This is a genomic window from Stenotrophomonas sp. SORGH_AS_0282, from assembly GCF_030818125.1.
GTDB classification, from domain to species: domain Bacteria; phylum Pseudomonadota; class Gammaproteobacteria; order Xanthomonadales; family Xanthomonadaceae; genus Stenotrophomonas; species Stenotrophomonas rhizophila_A.
This window is the reverse complement of the sequence record NZ_JAUTAB010000001.1, coordinates 3182120-3197879: the sequence shown is the minus strand read 5'-3', so window position 1 is coordinate 3197879 and position 15760 is coordinate 3182120. Positions and strand designations below refer to the sequence as shown.

The 15760-nt window shown below is 66.6% G+C and carries 15 protein-coding genes; 8 read left to right on the top strand and 7 right to left on the bottom strand.

The features are described from left to right. Window positions 1-28: 28 nt before the first annotated feature. From prpE to QE395_RS14420, 3 genes are all read left to right on the top strand, one after another. The gene (prpE, locus tag QE395_RS14430; RefSeq protein WP_095364525.1) at window positions 29-1906 is read left to right on the top strand and encodes a propionate--CoA ligase; all 1878 of its coding nucleotides are present in this window, start codon (window positions 29-31) and stop codon (window positions 1904-1906) included. A gap of 223 nt (window positions 1907-2129) precedes the next feature. After that, window positions 2130-2624 (top strand): hypothetical protein, encoded by a 495-nt coding sequence (locus QE395_RS14425; RefSeq protein WP_306989734.1) that lies wholly within the window; start codon window positions 2130-2132, stop codon window positions 2622-2624. 66 nt (window positions 2625-2690) lie between these two features. After that, on the top strand, window positions 2691-3764 hold the full coding sequence (locus tag QE395_RS14420; RefSeq protein ID WP_306989733.1) for a suppressor of fused domain protein: 1074 nt from the start codon (window positions 2691-2693) through the stop codon (window positions 3762-3764). 19 nt (window positions 3765-3783) lie between these two features. On the opposite strand, the gene QE395_RS14415 is transcribed toward QE395_RS14420, so the two are convergent. The 5 genes from QE395_RS14415 to QE395_RS14395 form a co-directional block, all read right to left on the bottom strand. Next, window positions 3784-4395 carry a glutathione S-transferase N-terminal domain-containing protein gene (locus QE395_RS14415; protein ID WP_249833803.1) on the bottom strand — a complete coding sequence of 204 codons (612 nt, stop codon included), beginning with the start codon at window positions 4393-4395 and terminating at the stop codon, window positions 3784-3786. Window positions 4396-4484: 89 nt separating this feature from the next. Further along, window positions 4485-4943 (bottom strand): cell wall hydrolase, encoded by a 459-nt coding sequence (locus QE395_RS14410; RefSeq protein ID WP_068849509.1) that lies wholly within the window; start codon window positions 4941-4943, stop codon window positions 4485-4487. Window positions 4944-5233: 290 nt separating this feature from the next. Further along, on the bottom strand, window positions 5234-7267 hold the full coding sequence (locus QE395_RS14405) for an NADPH-dependent 2,4-dienoyl-CoA reductase (RefSeq protein WP_306989731.1): 2034 nt from the start codon (window positions 7265-7267) through the stop codon (window positions 5234-5236). 61 nt (window positions 7268-7328) lie between these two features. After that, window positions 7329-7940, bottom strand: coding sequence for a hypothetical protein (locus QE395_RS14400; RefSeq protein ID WP_068849513.1), 612 nt, complete (start codon window positions 7938-7940; stop codon window positions 7329-7331). A 100-nt stretch (window positions 7941-8040) separates the two neighbouring features. Next, window positions 8041-9066, bottom strand: coding sequence for a zinc-binding alcohol dehydrogenase family protein (locus QE395_RS14395; RefSeq protein WP_095364528.1), 1026 nt, complete (start codon window positions 9064-9066; stop codon window positions 8041-8043). 371 nt (window positions 9067-9437) lie between these two features. Between QE395_RS14395 and QE395_RS14390 the strand changes: the two genes are divergently transcribed. The 4 genes from QE395_RS14390 (at window position 9438) to QE395_RS14375 (ending at window position 12474) form a co-directional block, all read left to right on the top strand. Next, complete coding sequence (locus QE395_RS14390; protein ID WP_068849517.1) at window positions 9438-10517, top strand: OmpA family protein; 1080 nt, start codon at window positions 9438-9440, stop codon at window positions 10515-10517. Window positions 10518-10696: 179 nt separating this feature from the next. Then, window positions 10697-11215, top strand: coding sequence for a hypothetical protein (locus QE395_RS14385; protein ID WP_068849519.1), 519 nt, complete (start codon window positions 10697-10699; stop codon window positions 11213-11215). Window positions 11216-11234: 19 nt separating this feature from the next. Further along, window positions 11235-12074: a pseudouridine synthase gene (locus tag QE395_RS14380; protein WP_095364529.1), complete on the top strand. Its 840-nt coding sequence runs from the start codon at window positions 11235-11237 to the stop codon at window positions 12072-12074. 55 nt (window positions 12075-12129) lie between these two features. Further along, window positions 12130-12474, top strand: coding sequence for a hypothetical protein (locus QE395_RS14375; protein ID WP_095364542.1), 345 nt, complete (start codon window positions 12130-12132; stop codon window positions 12472-12474). 13 nt (window positions 12475-12487) lie between these two features. Here QE395_RS14375 and kbl read toward each other — a convergent pair whose 3' ends face one another. Beyond that, on the bottom strand, window positions 12488-13699 hold the full coding sequence (gene kbl / locus QE395_RS14370; RefSeq protein WP_068849526.1) for a glycine C-acetyltransferase: 1212 nt from the start codon (window positions 13697-13699) through the stop codon (window positions 12488-12490). A gap of 148 nt (window positions 13700-13847) precedes the next feature. Here kbl and QE395_RS14365 point away from each other — a divergent pair, with 148 nt between their 5' ends. Beyond that, window positions 13848-14549 (top strand): TorF family putative porin, encoded by a 702-nt coding sequence (locus QE395_RS14365; protein ID WP_095364530.1) that lies wholly within the window; start codon window positions 13848-13850, stop codon window positions 14547-14549. Window positions 14550-14665: 116 nt separating this feature from the next. On the opposite strand, the gene tdh is transcribed toward QE395_RS14365, so the two are convergent. Beyond that, the gene (gene tdh / locus QE395_RS14360) at window positions 14666-15688 is read right to left on the bottom strand and encodes an L-threonine 3-dehydrogenase (protein WP_093534614.1); all 1023 of its coding nucleotides are present in this window, start codon (window positions 15686-15688) and stop codon (window positions 14666-14668) included. Between the last annotated feature and the right edge of the window lie 72 nt (window positions 15689-15760).

The window sequence follows — 15760 nt, the reverse complement described above, 5'->3', positions numbered from 1 at the left end:
TCCCATGACTTTGTCTGGGAGGGCTGTCATGCGTTACGAAGAGGTTTACCGTCGGTCGGTGGAGGAACCCGAAGCGTTCTGGGCCGAGGAAGCGCACCGGATCTACTGGCATGTACCGCCGCAGCAGATCCTGGATTACAGCAACCCGCCATTCCGGCGCTGGTACGTGGGTGGCCAGACCAACCTCTGCTACAACGCGGTGGACCGGCACCTGGCCGAGCGCCCCGACCAGCTGGCGCTGGTGGCCATTTCCACCGAGACCAACGTCACCCGCGAAATCACCTACCGCGAGCTGTACCGCGAAGTGAATGCGTTCGCCGCCGTGCTGCAGCGGCTGGATGTGCAGCGCGGCGACCGCGTGGTGATCTACATGCCGAACATGGCCGAGGCGGTCTTCGCCATGCTGGCCTGCGCCCGCATCGGCGCCATCCACTCGGTGGTGTTCGGTGGGTTTGCCGCGCACAACCTGGCGCTGCGCATCGACGATGCCGCGCCCAAGCTGCTGATCGCCGCCGATGCCGGCAAGCGCGGCGGCAAGGTGATTCCATACAAGGCGATGGTGGATGCGGCCTGCGCCGAAGCGCAGTCGCCGCCGCCGCACGTGCTGATCGTCTCGCGCGGGCTGGACCCGGCCGAGCCGAAGGTGCCGGGCCGTGACGTCGACTACGCGACCCTGCGCGACGAAGTCGGCGACCAGGACGTGCCGGTGGTCTGGTTGGAATCAAGCGAACCCAGCTACCTGCTGTATACCTCCGGCACCACCGGCAAGCCCAAGGGTGTGCAGCGCGACGTGGGTGGCTATGCGGTGGCGATGGCGCAGTCCATGGAAACCGTGTTCGACTGCAGGCCGGGCCAGGTGATGTTCTCCACCTCGGACGTCGGCTGGGCGGTGGGGCACTCCTACAACGTATACGGCCCTTTGATCGGCGGCTGCACCTCGCTGTTGTACGAAGGGCTGCCCACCAACCCGGATCCGGGCATCTGGTGGGCGCTGTGCGAGCAGTACGGCGTTCGCACGTTGTTCTCGTCGCCGACCGCGATCCGTGTGCTGAAGAAGCACGATGCCGACTTCATCCGACGCCATGACCTCGATGCACTCAGGTACGTGTTCCTTGCCGGCGAGCCACTGGACGAGCCGACCGCGCACTGGATCAACGATGCGCTGGGCAAGCCGATCATCGACAACTACTGGCAGACCGAAACCGGCTGGCCGGCGCTGACCCTGCTGCCGGGCGTGGACCTCAAGCCGGTGCGTTTCGGTTCGCCGGGCTTCCCCAACCTCGGTTACCGCATGAAGGTGATCGATGAGAACACCGGCGCCGAAGTGCAGGCCGGGCAGAAGGGCGTGCTGGTGATGGTGCCGCCGCTGCCGCCGGGCTGCATGAGCACGGTCTGGAACGACGACGACCGTTTCATCCAGAGCTATTTCAGCCACTTCAAGGAACTGCTGTACAGCTCGCTGGACTGGGCGATCCGCGACGAAGACGGCTACACCTTCATCCTTGGCCGCACCGACGATGTGATCAACGTAGCCGGACACCGGCTGGGCACGCGCGAAATCGAGGAATGCATCTCCGGGCACCCGCTGGTGGCCGAGGCGGCGGTGATCGGGGTCAAGGACGAGCTCAAGGGCCAGGTGCCGCTGGTCTTCGTCACCCTCAAGCAGGCGGTCGACGGCGATGGCAGCGCGGTGGTGGCCGAGATGATGAAGCGCGTGACCGATACCTTGGGCGCGGTCGCGCGCCCGGCGCACATCCACCTGGTCAACGCCCTGCCCAAGACCCGCTCGGGCAAGCTGCTGCGCCGTTCACTGCAGGCCCTGGCCGAGCATCGCGACCCGGGCGACCTGTCCACCCTGGACGACCCCGGCGCGCTGGACGAGATCCGCAGGGCGCTGGGGCGGTAACTCCCTCCGACGCCCAGCGACCGTGTCCCGTGCTGCGGTGCATTATCCGCCGCGCGGGACCTCGGTTAAGCTGCGGGGGTGATCGTTGTGGGTCCGATGCGCGACACGCCGGGGATGGCGTGCGCGGCCCGGGCTGCTGTCTGGACGACCGCAAGGGGGCGTACGGGTTCCGGTGACCGCCGGGGAGCGTGCGTGCAGGGGGACCAGGTAACAGGGGGAACACATGGCGTACATCCATGCCAAGACGGCCGCTGGCCGTCAGGAAATCGAAGACCGCGCGCGCCGGCTGGTGCCGGGGTTGCGCTCCATTCTGCTGATGGTTGATGGTCAGCGCGATGACAACGAATTGACCGCGATGCTGCCCGGGCTGCGCGCGCCGGACGACGCGCTGGCCCAGCTGGCGGAGATGGGCCTGATCGAAGTGGTCGGTGGTGCGCTGGCGCCAGCCGCGCCACGGGCGCTGACCTCCGGTCGCGAACAGGACCCGGTGCTGTACAGGCAGCTGTATGACTGGATGAGCGAATCGGTCCGCAGGCATCTCGGCCTGAAGGGCTACTTCATGCAGCTCAAGATCGAGCGCTGTACCGATGCGGCCAGCCTGGAAAAACTGTGGCCGGAGATGGCCGCCGCCGTGTCCAAGGCGAAGAGTCCCGCGTTGGCCAACCGCTGGCTGGAGGAAACCCGCGCGCTGCTGCACAGCGATGCGCAGCCCGCCTGAGGAGAGCGGCACGGCGCAGCGATGATGGCGTACATTGGCGTCCTTCCGGGGCGCCAGGAGCAGCGCGTGGACGAACAACACATCGACAACAGCCTCGACGCCGGCAACGACGACGGCACCCCGGGCTGGGACGCCATCAACGCGGCCCTGGCCGCGCTGTACCCCGGCCAGGAGCCGCGCCATTACGGCACCGCGCTGCCGTACACGCTGGGTGGGCGCGATCCGCTCGATGGCATCAGCGTGTACCGTGCCGAGCTGCCGCGCCCGCACTGGCATTACGTCACCTACGGTTTCTCCGAGCTGTACGACAAGCAGAGCGATGACGCTGACAGCAGCGGCTTCGGCTTCGAGCTCACCTTCCGCCTGGCCATCGACAGCGGCGATGACACCCCGCCGGCATGGCCGATGAACCTGCTGCAGAACCTGGCGCGCTACGTGTTCGGCAGCGGCAACGTGTTCGAGGCCGGGCACCACATGAATGCCAACGGTCCGATCGCGCTGGATACCGACACCTGCCTGCGCCACCTGGCCTTCATGCCCGATCCGCAGCTGCCGGCGCGGGCCACGCCCAATGGTGAACTGGCGTTCCTGCAGGTGATCGGGCTGAGCGACGACGAGATGGCGGCGATCAAGCGCTGGTCGACCGACGGGGTGCTGCAGGCATTGGCGCCGCGCATGCCGTTGTGGATCACCGACCTGCACCGTGCCAGCCTGCTGGATGACCCGGCGCTGGTACGGCAACTGCAGGAAGGCAGCGAACGCGAAGGGTCCAGTACCGCGGTCCTGTTCGTGGAGACCCTGGCCTGGCGCGAAGAAGGCAAGCAGGTCGTGCTGGTGCTGGGTGCGGGGCAGGTGCCCAATGTGCTTGAACTGCTGCCGCTGCGCCTGCGCCATGGCAATCCGTTGACCATCGTCAGCCGCGAACACGAGTGGGTGTTCGCCCCCGGTGACCGCGATGCTGTCGCCAAGGACGGGGAGGGCGTGCGCTGCACGCTGACTGCGCAGGGCCTGGATGCGCTGGAGCAGCAGGTGCAGCCTGGGCGCGGGCGCTATTCCGTACCGGGTACGGCGCTGGTGGTGGAAGTGGTGCCGACCGCACTGCGCGATGCGCAGGGCAATGTGGTGCGCGAGATCGGCTGATCGCGCGCACCACTTTTGTTTATTGCAGGCCTTCGGCCTTCAGCGCGGCCTGCACGCCGGTGTCGGCTTCCATCCGGGTCTTGAACGCAGCCAGGTTGTCCAGGCCGCTCAGGTCGACCTTGGCACCGGCTGCCCAGCGCAGGGTGATGTAGAAGTAGGCGTCGGCGTAGCTGCGGAAGCCGGCCAGCCAGGGCTTGTCGGCCAGCTGGCGGTTGGCGGTCTCGAACAGGCCGCGCAGGCGCTTGCGGGCGGCGTCGCGGATCGCGTCGTACTGGCTGTCATCGGCGATGAACTTGGCTGGTGCGAACAGCGGGGAGAACGCCGGGTGCACGTCCGAGTTGACGAAGGCCAGCCAGCGGTTGGCTTCAGCGCGCTGCTGCGGGCTGCCGTCGCCGCCCAGGCCGGCCTGCGGGTAGCTGTCGGCGATGTAGCCCATGATGGCCGCGTTCTGGGTCAGCACGAAGCTGCCGTCCACGATGGTCGGCACCGAGCCGGCCGGATTGATCGCAAGATAGGCGGGGGCCTTCAGGGTGTCCTTGTCGAGCAGTTCCACCTCGAACGGCTGGCCGGTCCACTGCAGGGCGATGTGGTCGGCGGTGGAGCAGGCACCGGGCTTGCTGTACAGCTTCATGGGGAACTCCGTCGGAATGCAGGAAAGGTAAGCGGCCCACTATTCCAGAGCCGGCCCCGCATCCTCAACGGTATGGCCGTAACAGATCGTTACGACGCGCGTGGCTTGAGTTTCTGCACGCGATAGAACGTGTGGTCGCCGATGGTGGCCACCTGGTAGGCATTGCGCCAGCTGGGGCTGGCGATGGACAGCGCGGCGAAGTGGCTGGCACCGGGCACGATTTCCTTGCGCTCGCCTTCCGGCAGCGCCCAGTTGCGCTCGGCATCAAAGGCCACCGTCATGGCTTCTTCCCACGCATCGGTGTTGCCCAGCTGGGTGCCCGGCGCCACGATGGTCGGTGCGAACTGCTTGCGTGCGGTGACCACCTTGCACATCGAATCGCCCCACAGCCCGCTGTCCAGCCGGCGCAGGGCCACTTCCGCAACGGCTTGCTGGCCGCGCAGAGTCTGGTCACGCGCTTCGAGGTAGACGGTCGTGCTCAAGCACAGCGAATCGGCGGCCGGCTGGGGCAACAACTGCGACAGCCAGAGAATCCAGGCCAGTTTCATAAATCTCCTTGCTCCGTATGGGCCGCACCTGGCTGTCCATCCGATCAACGGGATGGGGCGGGGTGTACGACTTGGCGTCATGGGGAGGCGGCCATCGGGGCCGCCCGGGAGCGGCACCCGAAAGACGTGGGGGCCGCGCGCTCACTCGAACTGGGTGGTGAGCGGGAAAGTTGGCGCACGATAGGGGGGGATTTCGCAACGCATCCTGAACCGAAAGGCTTGACATTCAGGTTCGGAAGGGGGCCATTTTCGCCCATTCAGGCAGTGCCGGCCGGTGGCCGGCACGCCGGTTACAGGCCTGCCGCCAGGCGGCTGCCCTGGTTGATCGCGCGCTTTGCATCCAGTTCCGCGGCCACATCGGCGCCGCCGATCAGGTGCGCATCCACGCCTGCGGCCAGCAGTGCGGCATGCAGGTCGCGGCGCGGTTCCTGGCCGGCGCAGACCACCACGTGGCTCACCGGCAGGGTCTGTTCCTGGCCATCGATGCGGATGCGCAGGCCGTCGTCGTCCACGCCCAGGTATTCCACGCCGCCCAGCATCTTCACGCCCTTGGCCTTGAGCGTGGCGCGGTGGATCCAGCCGGTGGTCTTGCCCAGCCGTGCGCCGGGCTTGCCCGGGCTGCGCTGCAGCAGCCAGACCTTGCGGGCGGGGGGCTCGGGCTGCGGCCGGGCCAGCGCGCCACGTGCCTCGAAGTTCGGGTCAACGCCCCATTCGGCCATCCAGCGGGCCGGATCCAGCGCGGGGGAGGGGCCCTCGTGGACCAGGAACTCGCCCACGTCGAAGCCGATGCCACCGGCACCGATGATCGCCGCTTCCGCGCCAACCTCCACCCGGCCCAGCAGCACATCGAGATAGCTGACCACCTTGGGATGGTCGGCGCCGGGGAAGTCGGCCTGGCGCGGGGTGATGCCGGTGGCGACCACCACCGCATCGAAGCCGGCCAGCGTGGCGACGTCGGCCACGGTATCGAGCTTCACGCTCACGCCAGTTTCGTCCAGTTTGTGGCGGAAGTAGCGCAGCGTTTCGTGGAATTCTTCCTTGCCGGGAATGCGCTTGGCCACGTTGAACTGGCCGCCGATCTCGCTGCCGGCGTCGAACAGGGTGACCGCATGCCCGCGTTCGGCGGCCACCGTGGCGCAGGCAAGGCCGGCCGGACCGGCACCGACCACCGCGACCTTCTTCGGGGCCGTGGTGGGGCGGTAGACCAGTTCGGTTTCGTGCACCGCGCGCGGGTTGACCAGGCAGCTGGCGGTCTTGTTCTCGAACACGTGGTCCAGGCATGCCTGGTTGCAGGCGATGCAGGTGTTGATCGCGTGCGCACGACCGGCCCGCGCCTTGTTGGCCCATTCCGGGTCGGCCAGCAGCGGCCGCGCCAGCGACACCATGTCCGCACCGCCACCGGCCAGGATGTGTTCGGCCACGTCGGGCATGTTGATGCGGTTGGTAGCGATCACCGGCACGCGTACATGCGGCTTGAGCTTGGCGGTGACCCCGGCAAACGCCGCGCGCGGCACCGAGGTGGCGATGGTGGGCACGCGTGCTTCATGCCAGCCGATGCCCGAATTGATCAGGGTGGCGCCGGCCGCTTCAATGGCCTTGGCCTGCTGCACGATCTCATCCCAGTTGCTGCCGTCCTCCACCAGGTCGACCAGTGACAACCGGTAGATGATGATGAAATCCGGGCCGCACGCTTCGCGGATGCGGCGCACGATCTCCACCGCGAACTGCATGCGCCGGGTAGCGTCGCCGCCCCAGCGATCGCCGCGCAGGTTGGTGCGCGGGGCGATGAACTCGTTGATCAGGTAGCCCTCCGAGCCCATCACCTCCACACCGTCGTAGCCGGCTTCGCGGGCCAGCCGCGCGCTGCGCGCGTAATCGGCGATATGCCGTTCCACGCCGCGTGCCGACAGCGCGCGGGGGGTGAACGGATTGATCGGCGCCTTCTTCTTCGACGGCGCCACCGACAGGGGGTGGTAGGCGTAACGGCCGGCGTGCAGCAGCTGCAGGCAGATCTTGCCGTCATGGCCGTGCACCGCCGCGGTGAGCTGGCGGTGCGGACCCACTTCCCACGGCCAGGACAGCTTGCCGCCGAACGGCTTGAGCCAGCCCACCACGTTGGGCGCATAGCCGCCGGTGACGATCAGCCCGACCCCACCCGCCGCGCGTTCGGCGAAGTACGCGGCCAGCCGCGGGAAGTCGCGCGCGCGGTCCTCCAGCCCGGTGTGCATGGACCCCATCAGGATGCGGTTGCGCAGGGTGGTGAAGCCCAGGTCGAGCGGGGCGAACAGGTGGGGGTAGGCGGGAGTTTCGGCGGCTGGCGACATGAAGATACGCTTGCGTACGGTAGGTGCGAAGGGTGCCGCGTATCGCCATTGCACGCAAGGGTCAGCGCAGGGCGGGCGCCGGCTCCGGTCTGCGCACGCCAAACAGGGGCAGCGTGTAGCCGCACAGGGGGCCGATCAGTAGCGCGAAGGCGAGGGTGCCCAGGCCGACGTTGCCGCCCAGGTACCAGCCGATGACCAGCACGGTGCCCTCGATCAGGCTGCGCACCAGCCAGATCGGCCAGCCGGTGCGGGCATGCAGGCCGGTCATCAGGCCATCGCGCGGGCCCGGTCCGAAACGGGCACCGATGTAGAGGCCGGTGGCGACTGCCACCAGCAGCAGCCCCAGGGCAAACATCGGCACCTGCCACACCAGCCCGTGCACTTCCGGCAGCAGCCACAGGCCGAACTGCGCGCTGGGGCCGATCAGCAGCACGTTCAGCACCGTGCCCAGTCCCGGCTTCTGCCGGATCGGCCACCACAGCAGCAGCACCAGCGCTCCGATCACGTTGGTGGCTACGCCGAACGACAGCGGCGTCTGCAGCGCGATGCCCTGGGAGAGCACATCCCAGGGCGCCACGCCGATTGCGGCGCGGATCATCACCGCCGCGCCCATCCCGTACAGGAACAGGCCGATCAGCAGTTGCAGCAGGCGCAGGGGCAGGGAGGTGGGCATGGCGGCGTCATCGACAGGGCGTTTGACTGTAGGGCGCGCGCTGTCGCGCCGACAGATACAGATGCAGGCGAAAGCGCGCACACACCGTGCGCGCCGACGCTCACTCCCAGCCGGACAGCACCAGCTTGCCGGTGACCCCGCCGCCTTCCAGCAGGCGATGGGCTTCGCGCAGGTTGGCCGCATTGATGCTGCCCAACGAGGTGTGCGCGGTGCTGCGCAGTTCACCGGCATCGACCAGGCTGGCCACCCGGCTGAGGATGCGGTGCTGTTCCACCATGTCGGCGGTCTGGAATCGCGATCGGGCGAACATGAATTCCCAATGGATGCCGATGCACTTGGCCTTGTAGGGATCGCCGATGCGCAGCGGGCCACGCGGCTCCACGATGAGGCCGACATGCCCCTGCGGTGCCAGCAGCTCGCCCAGCACCTCCCAGTAGTGGTCGGTGTCGGCCAGGTTCAGCGCCACCTCCACCTGCGCAATGCCCAGTGCCTGCAGCTGCGCCGGCAGCGGCTGGCGGTGATCGACCACATGGTCGGCGCCCATCCGGCGACACCATTCAGCCGAGTCGTCACGCGATGCGGTGGCCACCACGGTGAAGCCGGCATGGCGTGCCAGTTGAATCGCGATGGAACCGACACCGCCTGCACCGCCGATGACCAGCAGGGTCTGGCCAACGTGGCGGCGATCATCGAAATGCAGCGGCATGCGCTCGAACAGCAGTTCCCATGCGGTCAATACAGTCAGTGGCAGCGCTGCGGCTTCAGCGAAATCCAGCGTGGTCGGCTTGCGTCCCACCAGGCGCTCATCCACCCACTGCCACTGCGCATTGCTGCCGGGTCGCGTTACGTCGCCGGCGTAATACACCTCGTCGCCCGGAGCGAACGCGGTCACGTGCGCACCCACGGCTTCAACGGTGCCTGAAGCGTCAAATCCCAGGACGCGCGGGGGCGACACCTCACCGGCGCGCGGCGCGCGCTGCTTGGTGTCGACCGGATTCACTGAGACGGCATGAACGCGCACCAGAACGTCATGCCCCTGGGGCGCGCCGGGTTCAGGTAACGCGAGGTCAAGAAGCGAATCGACGTGGTCGATGGGCAGGTACCGAGAGAGGCCGACGGCTTTCATGGCAGCTCCTGTGGAGATGAACAACGTCATCATAAGGTCGCTTTTGAACCTGTTTGCGAGCTGAATCGCCGGCCTGCGACAAACTGCATCAAATACTGTGGCGAGCCTTTGAAAACTCTGGGAAAGTCCTGAAAAGCCTTGCCATTGTTGGGTCTTGCGGAAGTTCACCAACCTGTATAGGGTGCCACCAGCTGGACCCGGAGGAGGTCTGGTCGCTGATTTCACATGTTACGTGACCGTTAACATCGCCTTCACTCCCCTGAGCATAATGTTCGCGGCGGTGGCGTGCTGAATCGGCAGTCTTAAACGACGCAGTAGTGCTGGCCCATGCCTCTACCGGTTTCATACCCCCGAAATAGGAGCTGTATTACATGAACAAGAAGATCCTCACTGCCGCGCTGCTGGGCGGCCTGGCGTTTGCCCAGGCAGCCTCCGCGCAGGATTTTGATGACCGCTGGTACCTGACCGGTTCGGCCGGCTTCAACTTCCAGGATAGCGACCGTACGACCAACGACGCTCCGTTCGTTACCCTGGGTCTCGGCAAGTTCATCAGCCCCAACTGGTCGCTGGACGGCGAGCTGAACTACCAGAACCCGAACTTCGACGACAACCAGGACCTGAACTGGAGCCAGTACGGCGCCTCGGTCGACCTGCGCCGCCACTTCATCTCCGAAGGCCGTGGCTGGAACCCGTACCTGCTGATGGGTCTGGGCTACCAGAAGTCGGAAGAAGAGTTCTCGCGCCTGAACGATCGTCCGGGTGACCGCAAGGACGGCAACTTCGCCGCCAAGGTCGGCGTCGGCCTGCAGACCACCTTCGAAAAGCGCGTTGCAGTCCGCGCCGAAGTGGCCTACCGCGGTGACTTCGACGACAAGAGCATTGCCGCTGCGGACGAAAGCTGGTTCGGCGACGTGCTGGCCTCGGTCGGCGTCGTGATCCCGCTGGGCCCGCCGCCGGTTGCTGCCGTTGTTGCCCCGCCGCCGGTTGCCCCGAGCTGCGCAGACCTGGATGACGACGGTGACGGCGTCAACAACTGCGACGACAAGTGCCCGAACTCGCAGCCGGGTCAGACCATCGGTCCGGACGGTTGCCCGGTGCCGGTCTCCATCGACCTGAAGGGCGTCAACTTCGACTTCGACAAGTCGAACCTGCGTCCGGACGCCGTGGCGATCCTGTCCGAAGCTACCCAGATCCTGGTGCGTTACCCGGACATCCGCGTCGAAGTGGCTGGCCACACCGACCTGTGCGGCAAGGATGACTACAACCAGAAGCTGTCCGAGCGTCGTGCGACCGCCGTGTACAACTATCTGACCCAGAACGGCGTCGCCGCCAGCCGTCTGGCCGGTCCGATCGGTTATGGCGAGAGCCGTCCGCTGGAGCAGACCCCGCAGACCTTCCCGGCCTGCAAGAGCGAGAAGAACCGTCGTACCGAGCTGAACGTCCAGAACTAATCGTTCCGGAACATCAGTTTCAGGAAAGGGCCCGGCATTGCCGGGCCCTTTTTTTTGCCTTGTTTGCCAGGAATCAACAATAAATCCAACAAGTTGCCGTATTCATTGAATGTGGGATCTTGAAAGGCGTTGTGGCGCTGTTAAACTCGGTGCGTCACCCTCTTTCCTGGATGCATCCCATGCTGCGTATCGCACTGGCCGCCGCACTCGGCCTGGCCCTGGTTCCCACCGCTTACGCAGCCGTGGATTGCTCCGCTTCGGCCACCAGCGTCAAGCCGCTGCCGTTGCCGGCCACCGCGATCGCCCCGGTGGCGTCCGAGCTGTACATCCGCAACGTGCAGCTGGGCATGCCCGCCGGCGTGCTGACCTCCAACTTCGACCAGCAGCAGTCGCTCGACCGCGTGCTGCAGCGCCTGCGCATCGATGGCTGCCAGAACATCGCCAAGGCGATGCCGGGCGCTCCTGCGATCAAGCCGAACGATCCGGCCGCCTACAAGCCGCAGACCGAGTTCGACAACACGCCGTGGCGCTTCGACATGAGCCAGAACGGCAAGCGCATGACCGCCGATGAGTTCGACGCCTGGATGAAGTCGCGCGGCGTGCGCGTGGTCAAGCCGCGTGCGGCCGCCGCCGCTGCACCCGCGCCCGCGCCGGCCGCCGAAGCACCGGCTGAGACCAAGCCGGGCGGCAAGAAGTAAGCAACGCGCGCGGCGCCCGATGCGTAACCGTCGCCCCCCCGCCGCGCCCACCGCTCGACCACGCCGCGATCCGCGGCGTGCGTCCGCTGCCGCCAGACCTGCAGCCCAGCCCAGCGATGCGCCACGCCACGGGCTGGCGCGCGTGCTGTCCAAGGCCGGGCTGTGCTCGCGCACCGAAGCGGCGCGCTGGATCGGCGAGGGCCGGGTGACGGTCGATGGGCGCACCATCAACAACCCCGAATTCCCGATCATCGACGGCCGTCACGTGGTGCGTGTCGATGGCCAGCCGTTGGATGCACCGCGCCGCCTGCACATCGTGCTCAACAAGCCGCGCGGCCTGGTCACCACCGCGCAGGACGAGCAGGGCCGCGACACCGTGTACCGCTGCTTCGATGGGGCGGGGCTGCCGTGGCTGGCGCCGGTCGGGCGGCTGGACAAGGCCAGTGAAGGCCTGCTGCTGTTCAGCAACGACCCGCAGTGGGCTGCGCGGCTGACCGACCCCAGCACTGGGCCGGACAAGACCTACCACGTCCAGATCGATGCCATTCCCGATGCCGCGCAGCTGGCTGCGCTGTGCAGCGGCGTGGACGACGACGGCGAATTCCTGCGCGCCCGCCAGGCACGCCTGCTGCGCAGTGGCGACAAGACCGCCTGGCTGGAAGTGGTGCTGGAAGAAGGCCGCAACCGCCATATCCGCCGCCTGCTGGCGGCCTTCGACATCAACGTGCTGCGGCTGGTGCGCGTAGGCATCGGCCGCCTGCCGCTGGGCACGCTGGCCAAGGGTGCCTGGCGCGAACTGGAGCCGCACGAGCTGGACCTGCTGACCGCCACGGCCGATGTCGCCGTGGCCGATACCTGAGATTGGGCAAGGGATGGCCTGCGACCGAGATTTCGTCACCTACCGGGAGAATGCCATGTACGCCCACCCCCTGACCCGTTCCCTGCTGCGCAGCGCCTGGCTGCTGCTGCCTGCCGCGCTGCTCAGCGCCTGCGGCGGCCATAAGGAGGTGGCCAAGGCCACGCCGCCGCCGGTGACCGACAAGATCGTGGAGATCCAGCCCACCGAACGCGATGGGCGGGGCGCCTATCGCTTCCACATGAGCAACGGCGAAAAGCGCATGAGCGCCGACGAGTTCGATGCGTGGATGAAGGCAAACGGCATCCGGGTCGCCAAGGGCAACCCGAATGCGACGCCGGCGGCCAAGCCGGTGGTGGTGGCCAGCAAGGAAGACGCGAAGGGCAAGAAGAAAAAGAAATGACGCGCGATGCGCGTCAGCCCTTGATCACGCCCAGCTCCAGGCCGATCCGGGTGAACGCATCAATCGCCCGGTCCAGGTGTGCGCGGGTGTGCGCGGCGCTGATCTGGGTGCGGATGCGGGCCTGGCCCTTGGGCACGACCGGGAAGAAGAAACCGATCGCATAGATGCCTTCCTCGAGCAGGCGTTCGGCGAACTTCTGCGCCAGCGGCGCGTCATACAGCATCACCGGGCTGATCGGGTGCACGCCGGGCTTCACGTCGAAGCCGGCGGCGGTCATCTTCTGGCGGAAGTAGGCGGTGTTGTCGGCCAGCGTGGTGCGCAGGTCGTCGGCAGCGGCCAGCATGTCGAACGCCTTGATCCCGGCGGCGACCACGTGCGGCGGCAGCGAGTTGGAGAACAGGTACGGGCGCGAACGCTGGCGCAGCAGCTCGATCACTTCGGCGCTGGCGGTGGTGAAGCCGCCCAGCGCGCCGCCCATGGCCTTGCCCAGGGTGCCGGTGATGATGTCGATCTTCTCCAGCACGCCCTTGACCTCGGCCGAGCCGCGGCCGGTGGCGCCCAGGAAGCCGGTGGCGTGGCACTCGTCGATGTGCACCAGCGCGTTGTACTTCTTCGCCAGCGCGGTGATCTCATCCAGCGGGGCAATGAAGCCGTCCATCGAGAACACGCCGTCGGTGGTGATCAGCTTGGTGCGGCAGCCAGCCGCATCGGCCGCCTGCAGCTGGGCTTCCAGGTCGGCCATGTCGCAGTTGGCGTAGCGGAAGCGCTTGGCCTTGCACAGGCGCACGCCGTCGATGATCGAGGCATGGTTGAGCGCGTCGGAGATGATCGCGTCATTCTCGCCCAGCAGCGGCTCGAACAGGCCGCCGTTGGCGTCGAAGCAGGCCGCGTACAGGATGGTGTCCTGCTTGCCGAAGAAGCCGGCGATCTGCTGCTCCAGCTGCTTGTGCAGGTCCTGGGTGCCGCAGATGAAGCGCACCGAGGCCATGCCGAAGCCGTGGCTGTCCAGCGCGTCCTTGGCCGCCTGGATCAGGTCCGGGTGGTCGGCCAGTCCCAGGTAGTTGTTGGCGCAGAAGTTCAGCACCGTGCGGCCGTCGTCCAGGGTGATCTCGGCCGACTGCGGGCTGGTGATGACGCGCTCGGACTTGAACAGGCCCTGGGCGCGGATCGCCTCCAGTTCCTCAACATAGTGCTGGGTGAGCGGGGCGGTCGGGGCATCGGTCATGGCAGGCGGTCATCGGCACGGGAAAACCGGGATTTTACAGGCCACCGCAGGAAACGGTTGCAGATGGGATTGTTGCATCGCAATATCAATCAGGTTAAGAATCCGTAAACACGCGCTGCATCCACCCCACGTCCCGGAGAGACCCCGCATGAACCACACCACGCGCTGTACTGCCGCCGCTGTGCTCTGCGCCGCCTTGCTTGCCCCGTTTGCCGCCAGTGCCCAGGACGAGGCCGAATCGCCGTTCAGCTGGAACGTGACCGGCGTGTCCGATTACGTGTTCCGCGGTGTCTCCCAGACCGACGAAGACCCGACCGTGCAGGCCGGCTTCACCTACACCTCGCCGGTCGGCCTGTACGCCGGTGTGTGGGGTTCGGGCGTGGACTTCGGCGACGGCGGACCGGATGCCGAAGTCGATTACTTCATCGGCTACGGCGTGGACGTCACCGACAGCGTCAACTTCGACGTGATGCTCAACCACTACAGCTACCCCGGCTCCAGCGAACTGGCGTACACCGAGCTGATCACCAAGACCAGCTTCGCCGAGCACTACAACGTGACCGTGGCCTACACCAACGATGTCTGGAACACCGACACCGATGGCTGGTACTTCGCCGCAGGCACCGAATGGACGCTGCCCAATGAGTTCAACCTGACCGCCAACGTCGGCCGCAGCACGTTCGAAGACGGTGTTGCCAAGGACTACACCGACTGGAACATCGGCGTGAACCGCACCTGGGGCCTGTTCACCCTCGGCCTGGGCTACTACGGCACGGACGGCAACGGCCGCGACAACTCGGGGAAGCTGGCCGACAACCGCGTGGTGTTCACGGTCGCCGTCGGGCAATAACGCGCGCCGGACCGGCAAAGAAAAAGGCACCCGATGGGTGCCTTTTTCGTACCGACCAACGGTCGGCACCTACCGCAATCTGGTAGGTCACGACCGTTGGTCGTGACAGCGCGCAGTCAATTCCAGCTCAGGACCACCTTGCCGGCCTTGCCCTGTTCCATCAGGTCAAAGCCCTTCTGGAATTCGTCGATCGGCAGCTGATGGGTCATCACCTTGCCGAGCGGGAAGCCGGACAGCACCAGCTGGGTCATCTTGTACCAGGTCTCGTACATCTTGCGGCCGTAGATGCCCTGCACGGTCAGGCCCTTGAAGATGATCTTGTCCCAGTCGCAGCCGGCGCCCCTGGGCATGATGCCGAGCATCGCGATCTTGCCGCCGTGGTACATGCAGTCCAGCATGTCGTTGAACGCGCGCGGGTTGCCGCTCATTTCCAAGCCCACGTCGAAGCCCTCCATGTGCAGTTCCTTCATCACGTCCTTCAGCGAGGTGTTGGCCACGTTGACCACGCGGGTGGCGCCCATGTCGGCGGCCAGCTTCAGGCGGAAGTCGTTGACGTCGGTCACCACCACGTTGCGCGCACCGATGTGCTTGCAGATGCCGGCGGCGATGATCCCGATCGGGCCGGCACCGGTGATCAGCACGTCTTCGCCGATCACGTCGAATTCCAGCGCGCAGTGCGCGGCATTGCCGTACGGGTCGAAGAAGGCGGCCAGCTCGGACGGGATCTGGTCGGGGATCGGCCACAGGTTGCTGGCCGGCATCACCATGTATTCGGCGAAGGCGCCGTTGACGTTCACGCCGATGCCCACGGTATTCGGGCACAGGTGGGGGCGGCCGCCGCGACAGTTGCGGCAGTGGCCGCACACGATGTGGCCTTCGGCCGACACGCGTTGGCCGATCTCGTAACCAGTCACCCCCGGGCCGATCTCGGCGATGCGCCCGACGAACTCATGGCCGATGGTCAGGCCCGGCTTGATCGTGCGCTGGCTCCACTCGTCCCACAGGTAGATGTGCAGGTCGGTACCGCAGATGGCGGTCTTCTCCAGCTTGATCAGGACCTCGTTTGGGCCCGGCACCGGCACCGGCACTTCTTCGAGCCAGATGCCCTTGGCGGCTTCACGCTTGACCAGGGCCTTCATTGTTTGCTGCGCCATCGGGGTGGAACTCGTCTGGGGGAAAGGCGGAATTATAGGGCGGGGCGGGGGATTCAT

Coding starts and splice junctions, on each gene's coding strand:
- QE395_RS14405 (WP_306989731.1), bottom strand. CDS start 7,267: ATGTCGCCAGCCGCCGAAACTCCCGCCTACCCCCACCTGTTCGCCCCG.
- QE395_RS14365 (WP_095364530.1), top strand. CDS start 13,848: ATGAACCACACCACGCGCTGTACTGCCGCCGCTGTGCTCTGCGCCGCC.
- QE395_RS14390 (WP_068849517.1), top strand. CDS start 9,438: ATGAACAAGAAGATCCTCACTGCCGCGCTGCTGGGCGGCCTGGCGTTT.
- QE395_RS14400 (WP_068849513.1), bottom strand. CDS start 7,940: ATGCCCACCTCCCTGCCCCTGCGCCTGCTGCAACTGCTGATCGGCCTG.
- QE395_RS14410 (WP_068849509.1), bottom strand. CDS start 4,943: ATGAAACTGGCCTGGATTCTCTGGCTGTCGCAGTTGTTGCCCCAGCCG.
- kbl (WP_068849526.1), bottom strand. CDS start 13,699: ATGACCGATGCCCCGACCGCCCCGCTCACCCAGCACTATGTTGAGGAA.
- tdh (WP_093534614.1), bottom strand. CDS start 15,688: ATGAAGGCCCTGGTCAAGCGTGAAGCCGCCAAGGGCATCTGGCTCGAA.
- QE395_RS14415 (WP_249833803.1), bottom strand. CDS start 4,395: ATGAAGCTGTACAGCAAGCCCGGTGCCTGCTCCACCGCCGACCACATC.
- QE395_RS14375 (WP_095364542.1), top strand. CDS start 12,130: ATGTACGCCCACCCCCTGACCCGTTCCCTGCTGCGCAGCGCCTGGCTG.
- prpE (WP_095364525.1), top strand. CDS start 29: ATGCGTTACGAAGAGGTTTACCGTCGGTCGGTGGAGGAACCCGAAGCG.
- QE395_RS14380 (WP_095364529.1), top strand. CDS start 11,235: ATGCGTAACCGTCGCCCCCCCGCCGCGCCCACCGCTCGACCACGCCGC.
- QE395_RS14395 (WP_095364528.1), bottom strand. CDS start 9,066: ATGAAAGCCGTCGGCCTCTCTCGGTACCTGCCCATCGACCACGTCGAT.
- QE395_RS14385 (WP_068849519.1), top strand. CDS start 10,697: ATGCTGCGTATCGCACTGGCCGCCGCACTCGGCCTGGCCCTGGTTCCC.
- QE395_RS14425 (WP_306989734.1), top strand. CDS start 2,130: ATGGCGTACATCCATGCCAAGACGGCCGCTGGCCGTCAGGAAATCGAA.